Source organism: Streptococcus sp. ALY_211, assembly GCF_058314555.1.
Window position 1 is genome coordinate 12,496 of sequence record NZ_JBZFUN010000002.1, and the last position, 21,291, is coordinate 33,786.

Below are 21,291 nucleotides of genomic sequence, written 5' to 3' on the forward strand. Positions count from 1 at the left end.
AAGAGTTCTCATTTTTGTGGGTGCTTGGTTGATACCATTGAACCTTCCTCATGATTTATACATAGCTTTTTCTTTTTCGTTCTCTAGGATTTGCGGGTATCTGATTGGTGTTAAGGGTTACTGGTTCAGAAACCTTATCCTTAAGATATTCTACTGATAGGACAGACTCATGATTTTCATCCCATGTCGCATTAACAGCTCCTACTTCTATCAAGGTCTCAGACCACTCAGGAGGGGTGGATAATTTTACAGGGATGATTTCCAAGCAGCGTTTATCCTTGTGCTCTCGTTTACCATTTTCAAAGCGTTGAGGGGCCTCACCGGTCTCTTTAATGATCACACGATACCATTCATCGATACGTCCCAATAATTCTAACTGCTCGGAAACTTCATCAATGATTTCATCTTGAAAGAGACGCTTCAAAGGTCTGGCTCCCATTTCAACATCCACCCCATTACGGATGAGGTAGTTGAAATATTGTTCTTTATTTTCAACGACTAATTCAATATGATTTTTAAAGAAAAATTTACGCTGGTTCTCAGCAACAAGCTTAACAATATCTGTCAAAATATAGTGATCTAGCATATTAAAAACAATAATAGCTCCCCAGCGATTAAGGAACTCTGGTCTAAATTTTGTTCCGAGAACTGCTTTGACAGATTTGACCAGATTATCATATTCATCCTGGTTCATATGACTGATACCACCACGTTTTCGAGCATTTTCATTTTTGATTTTTTCTGCTCCTTCATTGGTGGTGCCAATGATAATAACATCTTTGCAGCTGATTTTTTCTCCTTGGCCAGTTGAGACATGACCATCATCTAGTATCTGCAAGAAAAGATCCCAAATAACAGGTGCTTTATCCAGCTCATCAAATAAGAGGACTGAGTAGGGTTTTCGTTTGACTTGATCTGTTAGGATACCACGACTATTTTCATCTGCCGATCCGATCAAACGCTCCAGGGCATTAGGAGTATTGAACTCTGAACAGTCAATACGTATCATTTCACTCTCTTGACCAAATTCACACTCAGTCAGAGCTTTAACCAGCTCGGTTTTTCCTGTACCAGTAGTCCCGACAAACAAAAATGATCCTCTGACAGATGTCGAATCTGATAATTTTTGTTTGGATCGGGCCATGGCACGCGCTACTTTTGCAATTGCAACATCTTGCCCTTTAACCCGCTTGGATAACTCTTTGCGGTAGTTTATCCGGTTTTGCCCTCCGATACGAGCAATAATATCTACGGGAATATTCTTACGAGTGGCTAAGACTTCTGCAATATCTCTGATGTCTAACTCATCCTTGCCATCGACGACAGCGTGGGCCACAGCTGTATCAATAAGGTCAATCGCTTTATCCGGGAGAGCAAATTCCGGAATATACCGTACAGATAATTCTACCGCTGCTCGGACGACATCCTTGGAAATGGTAATATCCTGAGTTCGTTCAAATTGCTCCTTAATATGATTGAGCATATAAATGGTATTAGGAATAGAGGGTTCATGGATAGGTATTTGGGTTATTCGACGATTTAATGCTTTATTTTTTTCAATAGACCGGCGATACTCTTCTGGAGTTGTAGCGGCAATCAAATTAATTTCCCCGCGGGCTAAGGCAGGCTTAGCTGTTTCGGCTATATCTTGCATGCCTTCTCCGCTAGAACCCGCTCCGACGATTTGGTGTACCTCATCAATAAAGATGATATTGCGGTCTTTGGTATAGGTCAGCTCTTCAAAAATACAGCGGGCAATGCTAACACTATCCATATAGTCTCCATTGGGTAATTTTTTCGTTCCTTCAATGCTGGATAGTTCCAATTCCCAGAAAACTTTCTGATCCAAATTGGACTTTTTGGGAGCTTCTCCTTTTAGTACCTGAACAACAATTCCTTCTACAATGGCAGACTTTCCTGTTCCTGCTTCCCCTACCAAACAAGGGGTATTTTTCTTTGTTTTATTCAAGGTTGTATAGACTTCTTTGATTTCTGTGTCTCGACCAAAAACCTCAAAATCATCCAGTCTACTAGATAATTTCTCATTCATATTAGTACAGAAAAACTCTAGGAAAGAAAACCCCCACTTATCGATACCATAGGCTGTGTAATGAGTTTTTTTACCGTAATAAACCTTTTTGGGTATCTCCTCATCTCCATGAGTTCCTGCATTCGTCAAGGGATGATTGTTCTCTTTATTATTCTCTGTCACTGTCTCCCTCCTTTTAAGCACGATTGCGCGAGCGGTCTACGTCTGCTAAGACTTTATTCTTATAGTCAATAGATTTAAAACTGTGTCGGCGGGTCGTCAAAAATAATTTAACCGCATAAAAGTTAGTTTTCTTATTGAAAGGAAAGACCAACCAAAACATGAACATAATATCTACCAGTAAGAATAAAACCAACATCCATATCCTTGTCTTTGGAAATAGATCCCCAAGAAAATAGTAAACGCCTACTGGCTCTAGGGTGACCAAACAAAGACTAGTGATACGCATCCCCATGACTTTGCTGGGAGCGAATAAATCTTTTGGAATTGTAATATTTTCACGTAACTGATTCATTGTGACCTCCTTTATAAGTTAGGCTGTTAGCTTAAGTCAAGCCAGTATCCAAAACCATTGATGATCAATAGAGCTTAGGATGCCATTCCCAAATTTGACTAGAAACATTCAAGTATTGTTGAATCTAATCAGATACCTCGTCAGCATCCATGGTTACAGAAGTAACTGGGGAGCTAAAGTGGTAACTACCATCTTTAACCGCTCTAATATTACTATTTAACTGCTTAATAATAGCCTTAGCTGTTGTAATATTATCCCCAGCAGTTGTTATTTTTTCTGTGCTGGTATCAATAGAACGCTGAACTTCATCAATATCACTCTGCTTTTCAGTCAAGGCATCACCTACTAGATACTTGAGATCATTTTCCATATCTTCAATAGATTTTTCATTAGACTTCACGCTACTGTCTAAGGTCTTAATTGATTTATTCAATTTTTTAATCTGACCTTTTTGGAATTTTTTCTCATCTCCAAAAGCTTTTAGAGCAAAATTTTCTCTTGATAAATTATCCACAAATGTTTCTTTATAGAGTTTACTTTGTGGGGTCACCAAAAAATAAACTGAATCCTCTCCCTCTTCTTGTGCCTCAGAGGAGGTTTTAGGAGCGTCATCCTTATCATGTAAATAGTCGTCGTAATTTTCCAAATCAACATCTACACCTGTGGTTGCTGCTGTTTTATTGGTAATTTGAATAGAGAGAAGGTCATAATCTTTTGGGACATTTTTAATGACTGCTACCATCTTAGAATCCGTCACAGGGATGATATCCATGGTCATATCGGTACTGTCTGATAAGGTGCGTAATTCCCATTGAAGATTATCAGGACTGATACCTCGGTCTACTGTAGTAGTGTAATCAGAGGTATCAAACTCTAATAAAATAATGCCGTTCTTTTTAGAATAGTCTTCTGTCTTCATAACAATCTTACCCGTTCCATTCTCAAACTCACGTTCTGTGGCTAATTGATCAGATGAGTAAGTGACCCGTTCGGCTGAAAAAATCCCCATTAGAAGTAACCCAGCTAGAATACCTAAATAAGTACAAAAGGTAATAAATTTTCGAGTGACGATAGACATTCGTCTGGGTTTGAATTTTTTCTGGTGCTTTGGTTTCAAGAATCCTTTCAGACGCTCAATGGGACTTTTACGCGTTAAAGTCATCTCATTTTTTTCCATAATTCCCCCTAAATCATATATTTCATTGGTATCATATCATGATTGTTCGCTAAAAGAGTTTATAATAACAAGTTCTTGACTATATGTTGGAATCCTCCGCTTAAGTATCAGATCTGCAAAGAAAGGACAGCTGTCTTATGACTACTATTGATCGTTTTCTCACCTTTATGAATCTACAAAGAGAGAAAATTAGGTAGAAACAACAAGATTAATATCAAGATAGCTAGTAATACAATATAGCGCAAAAGTCGTAAGAACTGTCCAATACTTTCTGATATACATAAGAGAATAAATGTCCCAAAGCCCAGTAAGGCTAGCTGATGTAATGAGGGGGTAAACTGATACTCCCCCAAATTAAAACGAGTCAAATAATCATTAACATAGCTCATTAGCTTACTGACTAACCATACCAAACCAGTTGAAATCATTAAGGAATAAATGATTCTGATTATTATCCTAGATGTTTCTTGATGCTTCACAAGGATTAATTTTTCTTGAGACGGAGTTCGTTCTACTCTAGAGATATATTTCTGTGATCGATTTACCAAGGAATCCCTGTCAAAAGATGTTTGTCCTTTATAAGCCCGTCTATGATTTCTATGACGCATTTTAACCTCCTACTATATATTATGGATACTATTATAGGAGAAAAAGGAGCAGGTACTTCTTATAATAAGATGTTTTCTATTTCATGTTCTTTTGTCTACTTGCTCAGTGATCAATAGGAACTCTAATTTCCCAATTTTCTATCGTTTGTGTAGAGGCTATAGCGTTTTAGACTGTTAAGAAGCTCCATCATAAAAGAAAGGATCGTTAAGCAAACTAAATCGTCTTTTTAATACACTTAAAAACGCCTCCTTGCGGAGGCGCTCAGTACCCAAGTCGATAGGGCTGTTGGTTGGCTGATATTCTTAAAGCCACCCCAAAATACAGAGTTCTCTTAGCTTGGAGGTAAAAAGTCATTAGGACACCTTATAAAGGTAGTATTATCGCTCTAAAGAGAAGGCATTTGAGGTCGGCTATGTTATAATAATTTCATCATCTCTCAACTTTCGTTGGGAAACGAAAGGGGGGGATCATATGCGAGAGTTCTTTGACGTCTTACTTGCGCTCGGAGTAAATGTGATGAGTCATCTCATTTACAAATGGCTAGATCGCAAGGACAACAGAGATGATTAGCCTAACCACCCTGTTAATCCGAAAGGAACATAAAAAAAACACCCTATCTATTGCCGTAGATAGGGTGTTTGGGTGTCTATGCGACAGTTCTTTGTACTTAGAGTGTATATTTTTATTTATTTTTTGTCAACTTTTTTAGGCGTGATGCCATGAACACTTAAAAACGCCTCCTTGCGGAGGCGCTCAGTGCCCAAGTCGATAGGGCTGTTGGTTGGTTGATATTCTTAAAGCATTCTACAAATTTAAGTAAAGGATTAACAGCTCTATCTTAGGGGTTATGGCTAGTAGGTCCACCTACTAGCGATTGTTCTCTTGTACTGAAACAAAAGAACTCATGACTGGACTTGGGCACTGCTGGGATTATTTCTTCCCATATACATAGGTAAATTGGCTGGCTTGGGCTGGGCTAAAGGTGCGGTAGGAAACCACGCCTAGTCCCATGGCATTGGACTCTGAAATGAGAATGCTGCCGTCTTTCTTGACGGCCTCAACAATGGCCACATGGCCGTAGTTGGGGTCGGCACCAGCTTGACCCGGTGAGAAGGAGAGGGCGGCGCCAACCTTTGGCTTATGACCTGTCTCATAGCCTGGCTTGTACTGCCAGTCTCCGCCGTTACCCATGTAAGCATCAAAGCTATAGCCTAGCTCATGAGCGCGGTTGTAGACATACCAAGTACACTGGCCGTAAGCATAGCTTGAGGCAATATAGCTAGCGGTCTGGATCGGTTTTGAGAGGCTGAAACCTGCTGGCACCTTGCCTGCCATGGTTCCTGTGAGGTTTTTAAGCTCCTCTGGAATGGCTGGCGTCCCACCGTGTTCATCGATATAGGTATCGATGTCTTGCATGATCTGGGCACGTCTGCGACCAGTGCCTGACGAGTCGGTGAAGTAGACACCGCCGTCTATAAAGGGATTGTAACGGCCTGAAGCCAGCTTTTTAGCCTTGTCATCCTGAATCTTGAAGGTCTGGTTTTTATGACCAATGATGGTCTCTTGAGTCAGGCGTCTGACAGCTGTGCTATCCTTATAGCGCTGGGCATTATTGGGATTGCTGTCAAAAGCGCCGTAACCAAACATATTAGCGCCTGGCTCTGTGGCGACGCCAGCTGTCCCTAGTGAACTCTCTGCCATAGCGATGGCAATGATGGCTCTGGCATCCAGACCGCTTTCCTTTTCCCACTTGAGGACGAGCTTGCCGTTGATACGGTTGCGATCGTAGTTAATGCCTAGAGAATCCAGATAACCATCCAACTGCTGGGCTTTGATCCCATAGCGGTGGGAGAGGAGATTGTGAGTGTAGGCATCCTTACCCGACCAGTGCTCCACATAAGCGGTATAGGTCGGTGGAGTAGCTGGCTGGTCATCGAGAGGGCCGTATAAGGCCTCTAGACCAGAAGGCGTCTCAGACTGTGCGCCATTCAGATAGGTTAAGGCTGGAACTGGTAACACCATATTGACCCAGGGCTGGTTGCGCTTTTGAATCTTCTTGACCTTTTTGGTCGCACGAGGGGCTTGATGGACTGCCTTTTGGGGTGCTGGCTGATGCGCCTTGGCAGCTGCTTTTTGATCAAGCGGCTGATCGGCAGCTGGACTTGAAATCGGCGCCTCTGGGCTTGGGGCAGTTTTATCGGGGTCAGCGTCTTCTCGCGCTTCAGCTGATTCTGTGTCAGGAGCAGCCGCTGGTTGGGAGGCTTGGTCACCGCTTTCTGCCTCTGGGTCAGCTTCCGGAGAGTCAGATGCAGAGCTTTCCGACGTTGCTGGGGCTTCCTTGTCTTCATCCGATGATTGGTCCGATGCGCTTGAGTCTGCCTGGTCTTCTTCCTTGAAATCAGGGATACCATTGTTATCGTAGTCTTCCTTGAGGTCAGGAATGCCGTTGTGGTTGTCGTCTTCCTTGTCATCAGGGGTACCGTTTTGGTTTTTGTCTTCCCTGGTGAGCTGAGCTGACGACTCTTGCGCTAGAGCGACTGGAATTGTATAAGGCCCTAAGAGGGGCACTAACAATGCCAGCGATAGCCATTTGGTCTTGCGGTTCATATCACGTTCCTTTCTTGATTTGATAGGGAGTAGGATTAATTTCCAGATGCTGGAGCATCCATTTCAATTGACGCAGTGGTTGGGAGTAAGACTTGTTGGCTATGTCAACTTAAACGAATGGGATGAACTCCGTTCATCTTATTTCCAACCTCCAAAGATCCCCCGAATCTTTGGAGCTGTCCCACTCTCATCTATTTATCCGTAATTTATGAGTAAATTGAGGGGAGATTTTTGATTTTTTTTTGTGGATTTCTGCCTAAAAAAGGGTGCAGAAAACCTAGGGTGCACCGGATACTGGTGTCCCAAGGCTTTTATGAAAGGATTAAAGAGTTGATCTTAGATCCTTTTTAAGGTGATGGATTAGCTTGACATTCTTCTAGCATTAGCTAGTTTAGTATGAGTTACCACTCTGTTCCTCGAGCCATTTCGTACTCGGAGTCATTCGCAGGTCGGCTAGCTACATCTGGTGTAAAGTAGTCATCGCTATCACTGCTTCCACCTTTCACTTTAACAGCATCTAAACTGGGGGTAGCTCCAATTTTATCGGCTAAATCTTTGTCCATATTTTTAAATGAATTTCCTAATTTAACCAAAAATGTATCGAAATCATCTACAACCTGAACAACATTGGTCGCTGTAGACTTTATATTATCAATAACTGTTATTAATTTTTCTTTGGAATCATCGCTGATAATATCTTGTTTTGTTGCAAGGTCTTGGATAGACATATCGTCAATTTTTTTGACAAAAAGCTCTGTTAAAGAGTAAGTGCTGACATTTATGTTTTCCCCCATATTCTAGTCCTTTCTAATCTTCTGGGTGTGCTTTATGCCACATGATAAAGTCTTCATAGCTATTAACCTTTGTCTTCTCACTCGTTGTATAGTTTTTTCATACAATTCCATTTCAAAGCGCTAGGCAAACTTAGGGTCAAAGGTTCTCACATATTGCTTGAACAAAAAGATAGAGGCAAATGCTAGCAAAACGAGGGACAGTATAGCGACTAAAAATTTAACAACTCTGTGAGAAAAAATATGTTTTATCATAACTTTATCTTTTGTTAATTGTTCCAAAAGACTCTGGATCTTCTTTTTGAAGTTTCAAATAATCGTCGTAGCTTTTGATTTGAACAGTTTTATCCGTTGTATAATTTTTTTCATACAAGTCCATGACCTCCTGACCTTGCGGTGCAAACCAATGCATAATACTATTAAACCAGTGGGCATTGCTTGACATCCCTGGACGCCGATACAATACTGCTCCGTTATTAAAGGCCTCAGTCATATCTGGCTCTTCTTTAGCAATATTTAAACCTGAAAGGTTCTTAGCTTTATCAGTAGCCGAATAGTTTATGGAATCATTACGGATAAATAGATTGAAGTTTTTATCTATGATATGCTTCATCTCGAGTGAAACAGATCTATTATATTTCTCCTCTTTTATATCTGGTTTGGGGACAATCTTCCCTGTATCAATACGATAATACTTGGAGTATGTAAGTGGGTATTTAGGATTTTTAGGCCTCCAGAGTGTTATGTCTAAATAATCACGGCCGCCTATTGTTACTGCTTCGACAGTAAACGGAGCAGCCTTGAGATCGTATTTTTTCAATAAGGAAAGAATATCTAATTTTTTTGCTCTAATCTTAGCATCATTTAGATGATAAAGATTGACAATAAACTGTTCGCCAGGATCAATTTGATCTTCCTTAGCATTTTGATCTATTCTTCTTTGCTCTATTCTTTCAACAACATAATTTTGCGAAAAAGTAATATAAGATGAATTCTCACCAATTTCTTTTGGCTCTACTAAAACAAACTCATGGTTCTTACCATATAATTTCACCGACTTAATATTTTCTTTATCTCCTTCAAAACGCCAAGCAAACTTAGGGTCAAAGATTTTAACATATTGCTTGAACAAAAAGATAGAGGCAAATGCTAGCAAAACGAGGGACAGTATAGCGACTAAAAGTTTAACAACTCTGTGAGAAAAAATACGTTTTATCATAACTTCATCTCCTAAGACGGATTACCTACAAGACTATTGAATCGATCTGTGTTATTTTCAAGATATCGGTCTCTAAACTCCGATTCTTTAGGTAGGCCAAAAGTTTCTGTGTTTCGGCCAATTACTGCCAGTCCCTCCCACAATTCTTCTTGGGTGACACCGTCCTTACCACCGATAGATTTGTTGCTATCACCTGCCAACATATCCCGAGCATCGTCAGTCATACCTTTAGCATTAGTTATACTATCATCATAATCTTTCAATATATCTTCTGCATCTTCACCATACTCTGTATAGATATAGGTTCGCAGGCCGTTTTGTTCCATGTCATAGCTCTGTAGGGTTGATTGGAGGTCAAAGTTCATATTGAAGTTGGCCTTATCATTTTCATCTATTGAAGAGTTTACATAGCTACCGCCTGTATCAAATAAGCTGTTACCAATCTGTTTATCTTGTTCTTGAATTTGTTTTTCCAATTCAGAATTTCTTTCAACAAAATTTAGTACAGCCTCAGCACCACCAGCTGAATCATTTAGGAGATCGGGATACTTCTTGCCAAAAGCACTGCTCCCTAGATCATTTCCACTTCCGACATAAGTGCTCAAAACAATTTCCTTGTCCTGTCCCATGTCCTTTTTTCTGTCCTCATCTTGCTCAAGAATGTCCGAGACAGCTCCAAGAGCTGTTCCTAAGCCGGGTACTACTTTGTCGCCGGCCATTACGGTCACATCTTTGAGGAGTTCCTTAGCTGAATCTTGTTGCTGCTTGCGTAGATCAGCTAACTCCGCCGCAGCCTTATCGCCTGCAGCTACTTTACCAGAGCGAGAGTAGGAAACATTAAAGCTCTCATTATATCCATCACCTTTTACCTGATCCCCAGTTTCTAAATAAGACTTTTTAGTCCAAGAAAAGGAGCCGTCCTGATTTTTTACAAGTTTTGTCACCCTAACATTAACATTTTGTTGCAGTTTAGAATCAACTCCTTTACCTACGCCTGCAATATAAACTGATTCAAACAGAGCATTGAGGCTCCCCATGTTTTGTAAGTTTTGATTGATCTCTTCTAGCTTTCCGCTCTTTTCTAGCTCTGCCATTTTTTTGGCATAGGCTTCATGGTCCTCTTGAGTCGTTCCAAAGTCTGGCAACATAGCGACAGCGCCTGCTGATGTGACGGCTGCTAGACGAACGCCTGATTTAGACATTTTTTCCATGTAGGTCTTGACTTTTTCCTTATCTTGATTGGATAGGGAGCCAAAAAAGGCATTCAAATCATTGACGCCACCTTCAGCATCATAGACATTCTCATAAAAACGACCATAAGCCATATCCATCATTCCTTGGCTGACATGGGTGGCATCTACCTTACCTAGTCTGCGAAAGAAACTTTCACCACCACTGCCCTCATACATGAGGACATCAAGCATTTCATCATCACCTGTATCTGAGATGACATAGATGACATCCATATTATCTTCTGTCAGCTTTCCATCTGCCAGCCACTTGATAAAATAGTTAGGGTCTGCCTTTGCGATATTGGCTGCCTGGGTTAGGTAGGTCATTACTTCATCTAAATCTGTATTGGTGGTATCCAGTCCTGCGACAAAGGTATCCTTGGCATCAATCAGATTATCATGCTTATCTTGGTATTTCTTGGCATGATCCGACAAGGTCTCCTGGGCTTTACTCACGATAGAGGTTGTGGTCACCTCACCAATGTCTTTGGGAGAAGGGGATTCAGCCAGGGCTGTTGCAGCTGATTTAAAGGCTTTATCAAGCGCCTTGCCTTTTTCACTGATACTGTCGTACCTTTGACCTGTCAGCCAAGTTTTTATACTAGAAATGTCATCATTATCAGTATAAACAATTGTCGAAAAGCCCTCATCTGTCAGGGCTGTTGCGTAATCAGATACTGTCGATCCAAAGTTACTCAATACGCTAGGATAGATCATAAATACTTGGGTGGATAAATTATTAAGCTCCTCTAAAAATTTGATCAAAGCAGCGCTGGCTTGATTATCCGTTTTTAATTGAAAGGTTTGGTAGGCTGATTCTGTCTCATCTTGAAAATTAACTGCTGCACTATCTGCTGTACCTCCCAAAAGCTCGATATCTCCTATATTATCTGATTTTACTTGTTCTGCCATTCTAATCTCCTTTACTGAATGAATAGTCACTGTATAGCTAGGCTATTAAATAAATGGGTTACCAAAATCCTGTGGTATCTCCAACCCAATCGTAAGCATCTCCAGCTGTATCTTTAGCCCAGTCATAAGCATCTTTGGCAGCCTCGCCTGTCTTAGCTGCGGCATCTGCTGCAGCATCCGCTGCCCTAGAAGCTGCCAAAAGCTGCTCTGTCAGAGTTTTGGAAGCCTCTAAAGTGCTTAAATTAGCATTGATGTCTTTTATGACTTCATTTTTCTTTTTCTTTAATTTGTCACTGAAACCTTTGATAGCCTTTTGATCAGACTCATAATACTCATCGTATTTATCACCTTTAACATCATCACTGTCGGCATTATTGTAGGTGTTTTTGACGTCTGTTTTGCAGCCGTTGACTGTTTTTTTGACTTCATTTAATTTTTTTATTTTTGCCTTAATCTTAGCCAGCTTGGCTTCTAAGTCTGCTGTTCTGCTTGATTTTCCCATTGTAGCTCCTTTCTCCTTTATTTAAATGGCAGCTGTATCTTTGAGGCTTGGCCATTAACCACCAAATAATGTTCTTGATGATTTAGCGGCTGCTCTCTCAAGGGTCTGTTGATTGGACTGACAACCGTTTGATCTTGAATGCGACAACCGACTAAACTTTGTTTTGCTTTTTTGATAGTCCGTGAGGCTCTGTCTGTAAAGCGTCCCATATAGTCTGGGCGAGCAATGACGAGATTGGCTAGTCCAACTTCAGAGCCCATCTCAAATAGTTTAGCGATGGACTCTTGATGTTGAGCGTGCTTTAGAGTACTGATAAGCTCTGTGTAGTTATACCAAACAATGATATGAGTCAACTCTCTATGGCGACTCTTTTTTCTTAGGGATATTTGACGTCCCAAAGCTTCAACCATTTCAGCTTGGCTATCTTTATTGTTATACAGTTTTATATTGTCATCTTGGATTTCTAAATAGCTATCTTCAGGACTTACGAGAGTGACCTTGATACCTTGCTGCTTAACTTCTTGATTGATAAAATCAATCAGCTGTATGGCTTCTGTCTCACTGCTATAAAGATAGAGCAGCGATCCTTTTTTAGGATTCCAATTGCGACTAAGCACGGTCTCTTTATCCAGACCTAGGGGTAGTTGTCCTGAAGCTAAGCTCTTCTGAACGCTTGGATACTTAGTCCGGAAATCCTTAAGCGTTAACACGTCTGGCAGCATTGGAATCTCTGTTGGACGTTTACCCGTCCAGTAGTCAGACATGGCTTGTGCTTTATCTCTCAGAGTTTGAATGTAAGCTATTTCTGATTCTTCATCAACCGCTAAGGCAAATTGAACACTAACAGCTTCGTCGAGCTTGACAAGGCCACGTCCTTTTATATCTTCAATATTTTCATAGGGTGTACGTCCGACAATACCTCGGACATCTGTCGGATCGTTTTGCCGTAAGGTCATTTGAATCTTAAAATTTGCTGAGAGACTAGCTCGAACATTATGGGGACGTGTCGATGTCATAATCATATGCACACCAACATTGGTACCTTCACGAGAAATACGAACCATGAGTTTTTGAACAAGGTCTTCGAATTCTTCCCCACGAATGGTTTCATAAGAATCCGTTGCAATAACAATGGTCGGAATATGTTTGCCTGTCAAGGATTCGTATTGTGCAATCGTTCCGACACCGTGTTCGGATAGAAGACTTTTTCGGCTATCTAATATCCCTGTCATGATACGGATAAACTTCGTCAATTTCTCTGTTTGATCTAGAGTAATCCAGTCCGCTACATGTGGGAGAGGCGACAGCGGAGCTAGGCCATTGGTTCCAAAATCTAAAAGGTAAACGTTCAACATCTCTGGAGAATGTTGCTGGGCTAGGTTGAAGATGGAGGTGTGTAAGAATGTCGTTTTCCCTGTGCTAGCACTTCCGTATAAGAAGGCATGCCCATCTTTTGTCAGATTAACCTGTATTAATTTCTGTTCTTGTCTATCTGGGAAGTCTCCCATACCAAGCGTTAATAGCAGATCTTTTTTCTGATCAGACTGCCAAGCCTCTTTGAAATCTGTAGAGGGCAGCGGGATCCGCTCTTTGAGCGGTGGTAGCCAAGGCTGAGGAACTGCTCTGAGCTGGGCAGCTGTCGCTAGCTCCTTGATATGGCTGACGATGACCGAAAGCTGGCTGGGTACTTCCTTTAGCTCCTCTGTCTCGTCCAGACCTGAGAGGTCTTGGTTGAGCGCTTGATACTGCCCTAGCTCATTGACCAAAGAAATGGTAACGTCCTCTGGTCCTTGATCCTCTTGGTCGGGGTGATAGTCTGCACCTGACCAAGCTGACTGAAAGAGCTCATAGACCTCGTTGTTGCCGACCTGCAGGTAGGCACGGCCTGCCTGCGTGATGGTCGCCGCATCTGGCGTATGCAGCATTTCCTGAGAATCTGCCTTGTCCGCTACCTTGAGGGCTAGGCGGAAGTTGGAGTTGGCCCAGATCTGGTCGTTGACCACCCCTGAGGGCTTTTGAGTCGCTAGGATCAGGTTGACCCCTAGCGAGCGCCCGATACGAGCCGTTGATACCAGCTCGCTGATAAACTCAGGCTGCTCATTTTTGAGCTCCGCAAACTCATCCGAGATGATGATCAGGTGGGGAAGGGGCTCTGTCACCTCGCCATTTTTGTATTTCTTTTGGTAGGCGTGGATATGGTTGACCCCGACCTCAGCGAAGAGGCGCTGGCGCCGTCTGTTTTCTGCCTTGATGGAGGCCATAGCCCGCATGGCTTGGTTGCCATCTAAGTTGGTGATGGTCCCTAGGACATGGGGCAGTCCCTTAAAGAGGTCTGCCATTCCTCCCCCTTTGTAGTCGATGAGGAGAAAGCCGACATCGTGGGGATGGAAGTTGACCGCTAGGGATAGGATGTAAGTCTGGATCAGCTCGGACTTCCCAGACCCGGTCGTCCCTGCGATCAGGCCATGAGGCCCGTGGGCACGCTCATGTAAATCCAGCTTAACATAATCCTCAGGTCCCCGCAATCCTAAAGGAACACTTAAACTCTTGTGGGGCGCATGCTGCTGCCAGAGCTCTGTGACCTTGAGGTCTTCGACACGCTCCACCCCATACATGTCTAAGAAAGTGACCTGGTCTGGGATGCTGGATTTAAGGGTTTCGAGGTGGTTGAGAGGAGCTAGGCGTCTGGTGATGCGCTCCTTGTCATAGCCCTCTGGGAAGTGATCCAGAAGGAATTCATGGTTTTTAAGCTCGCCTTCTTCGATGACAAGCTCTCCTCTGGCCCCATCCTTGATACGGATGACAGTCTTGACATTCTCTGAGAGAGAGCGCATGACGTCTTGGACAAAGACCAGGCTAAAACCTAGATCAGTCGGGTCAGCAGTAAAGTATTCCATGATGGCGTGATCCAAAATCAACGTCTCATCGGTGATGAGGATCAGGTAGTGTGGTGAGAAGCGCAGCTCTTGGTTTCCACTCGTGTCTTCTTGCGCCAGCTGGCGGGACTTGATGATCTGGGTCAGGCTATTGAGCACCTGGTCACGTGTGCGCTGGTCGTAGACCAGCCCTCGGACATTGATGTCCGGGAGAGCCGCATGAGGGAGCCAGCGCAGCCACTGCCATTGGTCTTTTTCTGACTCTGGCAGGATGGTGATGATCCTCAAGTCGTGGTAGGAATGAAAGAGCACCAACTGGTGGATCAGCAACTGGAGCTGCTCAATCACGAGCGGTCTCTCCCCGACATAGCCGACAGGGCCTTGCTTGAGACTAGCCACCACTGGCATGTCATCCAGCTCTTTATTGGTCTGATAGAGGGTGAAGCCTTCGACTTCCAGAGGATCTTTGACACCTGAGCGCTCTTTATTGGAATAGTCTAGGGTATAGGTCGTAGGCACTCGCCCTAGTCCCAGACGATAGGTGAGAAAATCGAACTGTTGGGGGGTCTTTTCATAAATCCGATGGGAAAATTCTTGCGCTAACTGGTCTAGCTCTGGAAGGGCAGGGTAGTGATAGTGCTGCCCCTGCCGTTGATCTAGGGCTAACTCTCTGAGCTCAATCGCTTTATCCGATAGGTAGGCATGATAGGCCTGGATGCGATCCTTGAGTTTTTGTTTGTACTCTTTCTTACTTTTAAAGTAATTTTGAATACTGAAAAAACTGGTCATAATGGACATCCCGATAGACATGAAGATATAGAGGCCTCTCGGCTGAAAAATCGAGATGAGCACGACCATCCCGATCATAAATAGGGGTGGCAAAATAGCTTTTAGGAGTTCATTGCGAGGCTTGCTAGGCTCTGCCTGTGGGGCATTGATGATGACACGATCCTCACTGGAGCGGTAGATCAGACGAGGAGAGCGGTGGTAATCTGGGTAATCCTCATAGTAGCTATAGTGGGATTCTTGAGTCTCTAGGAGCTTGTCTGTGCTCAAGCTGCCGTAAACCCAGACTTCTCTTGGAAAAATCTTGATCAAACTATCACCAAAGGCGATCTCGGCTCCGAAAGGGAGATCCCTATCAGCTGAACTCAGGTGATTATTGATATAGACGGGAGCAGCCAGATTGCTGAGGTGCCAGCTCTCCGTGTCAAGGCGGCTTAGGATCAACGATAGGTCTTGATTCTCTGTCATCAGATCGCTAGAGGCTCGAGGAGCAATGACCAGACGATCACGCCCATCTAAGCTGTAGCGCCTGTAGGTGGAGGCTTTGGGATAGACATAAAGATCACCCAGTCTGATCCCACGTCCTAGAGGGGCTGTACGTTGACCTGAGCGATAGGATAAGACTTGATCGTCAACTAAAATCTCCAACTGATCGGTGATGGGAAGGGAACCTTCTTTGGGGATGGGGTGTATTTGACGATGATCCCCTTGCAATACAATAATTTCCATAGGCTTTTTTGATCGTTTTGCTTCTATTCCTTACTTGAGGATGACTTGGCTTTGCTTGATTGATTATCTTTGGATTGATCCTTGCTGGCTGGTGCTGAGCTGGCTAGACTGCTATCCTTGTCCTTGCCTGAGAGACTGTCCGTGCGCTCTTGCCAATACTGGTCATACTCTGACTGCAAGCTCTTGAGCTTTTCATCACGCTCTGCTCCAGATAGGTTGTTATTCTTACGGGTGGCTGTGATATTTTCAGCTAGAGCATAGAGGATAAGGTCGACATCATCTAATCGCTTGGCGGTATCGAGGGCCTCATCATGCTGACCACGGCCAATCCTAATCCAATAATCTAGATACAACTCATCAGATTTGAGAGTGATATTATTCATCACGACCTCACGCTGGCTAGCACTGAAATCCAGGCCTTGAACGTAGGAATAAGCCAACTCATACTTTTGTGTATAGGGGAGGCGCTCTAGCTTGATGCCTTCGGTATCATTGATGACAGCTGTGTAGTCCCTAGTCAAAAAGTGTCGGTCCAAGCTCAGGAGTTTGGACTGGAAAGGCCCCCTGAAAAAGAGCAGATAGACCAAGGGAAGGATCAGCAAGATGCTCAGAGCGCTCAGCCAAATCGTTGCTTGCTTATAGGCCTTAAAGCGAGACTTGGACACACGGATTTTAGTCTTTGTTTCCTTATCCGCCTGCTCTTGGTAGAGGGTTCTCAGATGATCTTTGAGCTCTTCTAGGGTCTGGATCTGGCGAACCTTCTCCAAATAATCCGGCAGCTTGACAACCTCCAAGCTGCCTTCATAGAGTTGATTGAAGGCTGTTCCTGTAAATAGGCTGATGATTAGACTCTTGGCTTGACGCAGGAGGTCTGCTTGGCCGAACATGGTCGGTACCATAGCCCCTAGAAGACTGCGATAGGCTATCTTAACGGTTAGATCCTTGGTGATCAGAAGATTGGCAGGGTCAAGGATGAGGCCAAAAGGATACTCCAACAGCTGGGCTAAGTCTAAAACATTGAGGCTAAACCGTAGACCTTCTGACATGGGGCGCTTGGCTAGATCTTCAAAACTGACTGCCAAATCTGGGAGCTGATAGCTCAAACGCACTCCCTCCTCAAAGACTTGGAAAGACTGTTCGAGTAGGTGGGGAGAGGCAACAGCTAATAATTGGAGCTGATCTAGATTGGTGAGATTAACCTCGGAGCGTTTAAGATCTAAGGTCCACTGTGATTGATCCTTGACCAGGACAAACTCTTGACCTAAAAAGGTAAATGGCGTTTCAAGCATTTATAACTCCTCTAATCGTAAATAGTCTCCTGTCGTGATAGGATAGTCAGCTAGGCGATCGCTCTCAGACAGAAGGAGGCCTTTATTGACAACATAGAGCTGATAACTGTGCTTGGCTGGTGGTAGACTAAAGATACTTAGTAATTCCTGACTCAAGCGTTTGACACTCAGCTGGGTTGGTATTCTGAGATCTAGGAGCTTATCTGTCAGCTCTAGACTGATAGTGATCATCTATTGTCTCCTCTCCTTCTTCCTTATTATTAAGATGGCGGCTAATAGTAGCCGCCAAGGCTATCACAAATAGGGATAGGCCTAGGTAGATTAGCAGTCGACTGCCATTCCAGCTCTCTTCTTTTTGCCCAGCATGATTGTCTAGGACATGGGTTATCCCTTGATGGAAAAGAGGAGCAGTCGTTGTCTGACTGGCTTTTAGAGATTTACCTTTAAAGAGTTGGCGTTGCTGGTGATTGAGAGCGGTAGGCCCCGATTTGCGTTTCTCTAAGGTCTTGGTTGCTTCTGCATCAAAGAGCGGACTAACCTTGCTATCTTGCCTGCCCAAGGTGTCTGATTGATCCTCAGCTAGACGATCATTGGCAAAGTTCAAACGGTTATCTTGGATGGTCACGCTGGAAACCTGAGGACTTTTGAGAAGAAAAAGGATAAACAGACTGCCCAAGGCTAAATATTTAATACTCCTGCTTCTCACTAGGACAGTGACTGTTTGCTTAAAGAGTCGATCCATCTTTTTCCTTTCTAAATTACTAGATAGATGTTTTAACTGGCCTTAGTTGACTCAGAAGGCTTCTTGGACTCCCAAGGTAAGCGTATCAAGGTGTTTAACCCTGCCAAAACAGCTGCTAGTAAGATGAGAATGAAGACCTGTTTGGCATCGACTAAGCTGTTGTCAAAATAAGCAGACAGGGTCTTTTCCATGTGAGACAGAGGGTTCCATATCTTGAGCTGCTTGAGCCAGCCTGTCAATCCTACACTTGCACCGACGGCGCTTGAGAAGTAGACAAAGCTGACAAGGACATAGAGTGATAGTCCCATCCCTAGAGCCTTCATCCGCTTCAGGATAAAGTACTGGGCAAGTAGTAAGACTAAGCCATAGAGGACAAAGAGGAGAATCCATGAAGGAACCTTGTCACTAGCTAGTTGCAGGCTTCTGGATGAAGCAAGTCCTAAAACTAGACCTTGGAGCAGTCCTAAAGCTGAAATTGTTCCGACATTAAGAGGATCTATATCAGCAAAGAGACCTTTGGCAAACTGATTTTTGACTCTGGTCATGAGTTCCTGAGTAGCAAAGAGGTAGGCTGTAAAGAGGGTCACAACCGCTAGGAGTAAGATCCATGTGAAAGGACGATAGGTATTTACTCTTGCTTGGTAACTGCTTGAGCGAGACAGTACGGGGCTTGATAGGAAATCAAGCATGGCTTCATTGGGAACACCCTCTTGGTAGGCATTGTCTAAAACCTTTTTAAAGGAACCTACGAAGTCATTCGTATCCTCTAGTTCCTCATTAAATTCGCCCATGAGACGCTGGGCATCGGCTGAGAGCTTATCACCTTGATTTTGGGCTTCTTTGGCTGACTCATTGAAGGAATCAAAACTCTCATTGACAGCTTTAGCTGATTCAGCATTTGACTCAGAGGCAGATTTGAGAGACTCAGACTGGGTGATCAGATCCGAAAGATCACTGGTCAGGTCTGATCCTGCCTTGTCACGCTTGTCAGCTTCTGCCTGGGCTTGAGGAGAGTTTGACGCTTCCTGATCACTCTGAATTTCCTTGAGTAAGCCCAGTGTCTCAGATATATCACTTTCGACCTGATCGTTTGTTTCGATGATGGATTTCAAGTCATCAATCAGGCTCTGGCGAGTTGTTTTGAGAGTTTCTAGCGCATTGGTGACATCGACATTGCCATCGTAAGTACCGACGGCATCTGATACAGCCTGAGTCAGGATATCGTCCAAGAAGCTACGGGCTGACTGGTCAAAGAAACGCTCTGTAATGCTTTGATCATTTCCGTCTGGATAGTAGGTCGCCAGCAAACTTCCTGCATGATTATAGGCATCGACGACCGCTTGGGCCACTTTGGCATAGGTATCGATCCTTTTCTTATACTCTTGTTCATCAAAAGTTTTAGCTTGTGTCGTCGTGGCAGCGACACCATCTAGCTCAACAGCTAGGGTAGCAGGGCTAGCATCTGGGGCTGCCTGCTCTTCTGAAGTCGATGATTTGAAATTGTAATGGAAGGTATTTTTTTGACCAAGGTCAATCTTAATGGCTTGATCAGCTCCAACAGGATCCGTCTGACTTCCATCTTCTTTAACCACGTACCAGCTCTCAACTACGCCCTTAGGATCTTGAAGTCGTGCTTCTACTTGCGTTTTGACTTCTGTCTTGGCTTGCATGGTCGTCGTGTCAAAATCACGCACATCTTGGGCTGCTTGAGATAGCAGTGTTTTCAGACCTGCACTATCACTTGGCTTATCGCCTGCCTTGTCATCATTATCAGCATAGCCATAGGTAGAGGCTGGCTTGGTATCATCGTAGGTCGTGATCAGGCTCGTGTAGTCTGTATCTGTCACTCCTTTGAGGTCAGCTAGGTCAGAAACCTTATCTGCCGGTAGACTCTTAACAGCCGTCCCTATCATGCTATCTAGGCTCGTGATGTAGGTATTAAGATCCTGGCTTAAAAGCCTTGTATCATTCTTATCTTTTTTAGTCAGCACCTCACGTAGCGTCAAGCTATCGAGCTGGTCAATGCCTTCTTTTCCATAGTAGCCAACCAAGAAGTCATCAACGATTTCCTTGGTCGTTTTATCAGGTTTATTGTCGTCCTTATTTTTTGCTGTACTGAGCTGCTTTTCTAGCTCATCTAGCTGATGAGAAGCATTGTCGACAACTTCCTCATAGCTAGCCTGAGAAGGCTGCTCAGGATCTAGCTGTTCTGAGTTTTGTTTTTTGAGCCTGCTAGATACCGCCTGCTGATCACTTTCCAAGCGGGCAATCATCTCTGGCAACTGACTATCTAGCGCTTCTGAGTCCATACTCATCAGACCCGATGTATACTCATCTGTGTCGATTTCACCTGTACTATAAGCATGCGTTAAAGTGGCTAGGTCGGCCTGCATCTTATCTGTATCCAGCCGATCTGCTTTCACATCTAAAACAGCTTCCTCCAAAGATTCCATTAGATTGGTATTCATATCAAAGGCATTGCTCGAGAGAGATACTAGGCTTGGGAAAAGCGTTTCAAAGCTGACGGCGTTATCCAATAGGTTGGTCTGATAATCACCGATGTTGCCACTCTGGATTTCTGAAACAGACTTAGCATTTTCCTGAGCTGTGTAGAGGTTTCCGAGAACAGAGGCCATGTACATATTGACTAGACGGCTCTTGAGGTCTGAGACAACTTGGGTCCCAACCTCCTGAGCATCGGCTTCGACAGCGCTATTGCCTTTGGCATTGATCTTGTAGGTAATGGTGGCTTTGTCCGCTAGAACTTTATTAATATCTAAAACCTTGGAGGAGAAATCACTGGGAATAAAGACAGCCAGCTGAAATCTTCCTGAGTCCAGCCCAGCTTCTGCACTCGAGCGGGAGGTCACTGTCCAGTTTTGGCTCTCATCACGCTCCAGTGTTTTAATGTAATCATCACCCAAGTCATAAGTGTCTTTTCCATCTTGAGATAAAACAGCTTGGTCTTCATTGATCACAGCGACATTCAGACGTTGAGTGCTAGTATCTTGATCTTCCTCTTTGGTTCGATTTGACCGCTCCAATAAAAGATTGAGGCTGACTATACCAAACAAAAGCACCAAAACTACTAAAATATTTCTGATGAGTTTAACAGTACTTGATAACTTTTTCTTCATATCCTTCCTCTCTTTTATGCTTCTCTGTCATCGTCTTAACGCTTCAGGACCACTGGCAATGGCAACTGCTGGTCCCCTGATAACTTCTTAGGTTTTTATCCTGCCAGCGGGGAAAGAAA

General features: G+C 43.5%; 13 protein-coding genes. All 13 read right to left on the reverse strand.

From position 1 onward, the window contains the following. Positions 1–55 precede the first annotated feature (55 nt). The 13 genes from AC4HAJ_RS02035 to esaA all read right to left on the reverse strand — a co-directional run bounded on the left by AC4HAJ_RS02035 (position 56) and on the right by esaA (position 21,172). Positions 56–2,212 (reverse strand): AAA family ATPase, encoded by a 2,157-nt coding sequence (locus tag AC4HAJ_RS02035; RefSeq protein WP_491078499.1) that lies wholly within the window; start codon positions 2,210–2,212, stop codon positions 56–58. A 13-nt stretch (positions 2,213–2,225) separates the two neighbouring features. Continuing rightward, complete coding sequence (locus AC4HAJ_RS02040) at positions 2,226–2,564, reverse strand: hypothetical protein (RefSeq protein ID WP_491078500.1); 339 nt, start codon at positions 2,562–2,564, stop codon at positions 2,226–2,228. 124 nt (positions 2,565–2,688) lie between these two features. Continuing rightward, positions 2,689–3,741, reverse strand: a complete 1,053-nt coding sequence (locus tag AC4HAJ_RS02045) for a hypothetical protein (RefSeq protein WP_491078501.1) — start codon at positions 3,739–3,741, stop codon at positions 2,689–2,691. 1,539 nt (positions 3,742–5,280) lie between these two features. Then, positions 5,281–6,957: a CHAP domain-containing protein gene (locus AC4HAJ_RS02050; RefSeq protein WP_491078502.1), complete on the reverse strand. Its 1,677-nt coding sequence runs from the start codon at positions 6,955–6,957 to the stop codon at positions 5,281–5,283. 401 nt (positions 6,958–7,358) lie between these two features. Further along, a complete protein-coding gene (locus tag AC4HAJ_RS02055; protein ID WP_491078503.1) occupies positions 7,359–7,751 on the reverse strand; it encodes a hypothetical protein in 393 nt (130 codons plus the stop codon). Positions 7,752–8,007: 256 nt separating this feature from the next. Continuing rightward, the gene (locus AC4HAJ_RS02060; RefSeq protein ID WP_491078504.1) at positions 8,008–8,967 is read right to left on the reverse strand and encodes a hypothetical protein; all 960 of its coding nucleotides are present in this window, start codon (positions 8,965–8,967) and stop codon (positions 8,008–8,010) included. An 11-nt stretch (positions 8,968–8,978) separates the two neighbouring features. After that, the gene (locus AC4HAJ_RS02065; RefSeq protein WP_491078505.1) at positions 8,979–11,111 is read right to left on the reverse strand and encodes a hypothetical protein; all 2,133 of its coding nucleotides are present in this window, start codon (positions 11,109–11,111) and stop codon (positions 8,979–8,981) included. Between the two features lie 58 nt (positions 11,112–11,169). Further along, a complete protein-coding gene (locus AC4HAJ_RS02070; RefSeq protein WP_491078506.1) occupies positions 11,170–11,613 on the reverse strand; it encodes a hypothetical protein in 444 nt (147 codons plus the stop codon). A gap of 17 nt (positions 11,614–11,630) precedes the next feature. Then, entirely contained in the window at positions 11,631–16,004 is a 4,374-nt protein-coding gene (gene essC, locus AC4HAJ_RS02075) for a type VII secretion protein EssC (RefSeq protein WP_491078507.1), read from the reverse strand. A gap of 23 nt (positions 16,005–16,027) precedes the next feature. Further along, a complete protein-coding gene (gene essB / locus AC4HAJ_RS02080) occupies positions 16,028–17,293 on the reverse strand; it encodes a type VII secretion protein EssB (RefSeq protein WP_491078508.1) in 1,266 nt (421 codons plus the stop codon). Next, positions 17,294–17,524: an EsaB/YukD family protein gene (locus tag AC4HAJ_RS02085; protein ID WP_491078509.1), complete on the reverse strand. Its 231-nt coding sequence runs from the start codon at positions 17,522–17,524 to the stop codon at positions 17,294–17,296. Further along, positions 17,493–18,035, reverse strand: coding sequence for a hypothetical protein (locus tag AC4HAJ_RS02090; RefSeq protein ID WP_491078510.1), 543 nt, complete (start codon positions 18,033–18,035; stop codon positions 17,493–17,495). The genes AC4HAJ_RS02085 and AC4HAJ_RS02090 overlap by 32 nt, the downstream gene beginning before the upstream one ends. A gap of 32 nt (positions 18,036–18,067) precedes the next feature. Next, positions 18,068–21,172: a type VII secretion protein EsaA gene (gene esaA, locus AC4HAJ_RS02095; RefSeq protein ID WP_491078511.1), complete on the reverse strand. Its 3,105-nt coding sequence runs from the start codon at positions 21,170–21,172 to the stop codon at positions 18,068–18,070. Between the last annotated feature and the right edge of the window lie 119 nt (positions 21,173–21,291).

Bases quoted from the DNA above. Each gene is read 5' to 3' on its own strand.
- AC4HAJ_RS02040 (WP_491078500.1), bottom strand. From the start codon at position 2,564: ATGAATCAGTTACGTGAAAATATTACAATTCCAAAAGATTTATTCGCT.
- essC (WP_491078507.1), bottom strand. From the start codon at position 16,004: ATGGAAATTATTGTATTGCAAGGGGATCATCGTCAAATACACCCCATC.
- AC4HAJ_RS02070 (WP_491078506.1), bottom strand. From the start codon at position 11,613: ATGGGAAAATCAAGCAGAACAGCAGACTTAGAAGCCAAGCTGGCTAAG.
- AC4HAJ_RS02045 (WP_491078501.1), bottom strand. From the start codon at position 3,741: ATGGAAAAAAATGAGATGACTTTAACGCGTAAAAGTCCCATTGAGCGT.
- AC4HAJ_RS02055 (WP_491078503.1), bottom strand. From the start codon at position 7,751: ATGGGGGAAAACATAAATGTCAGCACTTACTCTTTAACAGAGCTTTTT.
- AC4HAJ_RS02050 (WP_491078502.1), bottom strand. From the start codon at position 6,957: ATGAACCGCAAGACCAAATGGCTATCGCTGGCATTGTTAGTGCCCCTC.
- esaA (WP_491078511.1), bottom strand. From the start codon at position 21,172: ATGAAGAAAAAGTTATCAAGTACTGTTAAACTCATCAGAAATATTTTA.
- AC4HAJ_RS02085 (WP_491078509.1), bottom strand. From the start codon at position 17,524: ATGATCACTATCAGTCTAGAGCTGACAGATAAGCTCCTAGATCTCAGA.
- AC4HAJ_RS02065 (WP_491078505.1), bottom strand. From the start codon at position 11,111: ATGGCAGAACAAGTAAAATCAGATAATATAGGAGATATCGAGCTTTTG.
- essB (WP_491078508.1), bottom strand. From the start codon at position 17,293: ATGCTTGAAACGCCATTTACCTTTTTAGGTCAAGAGTTTGTCCTGGTC.
- AC4HAJ_RS02060 (WP_491078504.1), bottom strand. From the start codon at position 8,967: ATGATAAAACGTATTTTTTCTCACAGAGTTGTTAAACTTTTAGTCGCT.
- AC4HAJ_RS02090 (WP_491078510.1), bottom strand. From the start codon at position 18,035: ATGGATCGACTCTTTAAGCAAACAGTCACTGTCCTAGTGAGAAGCAGG.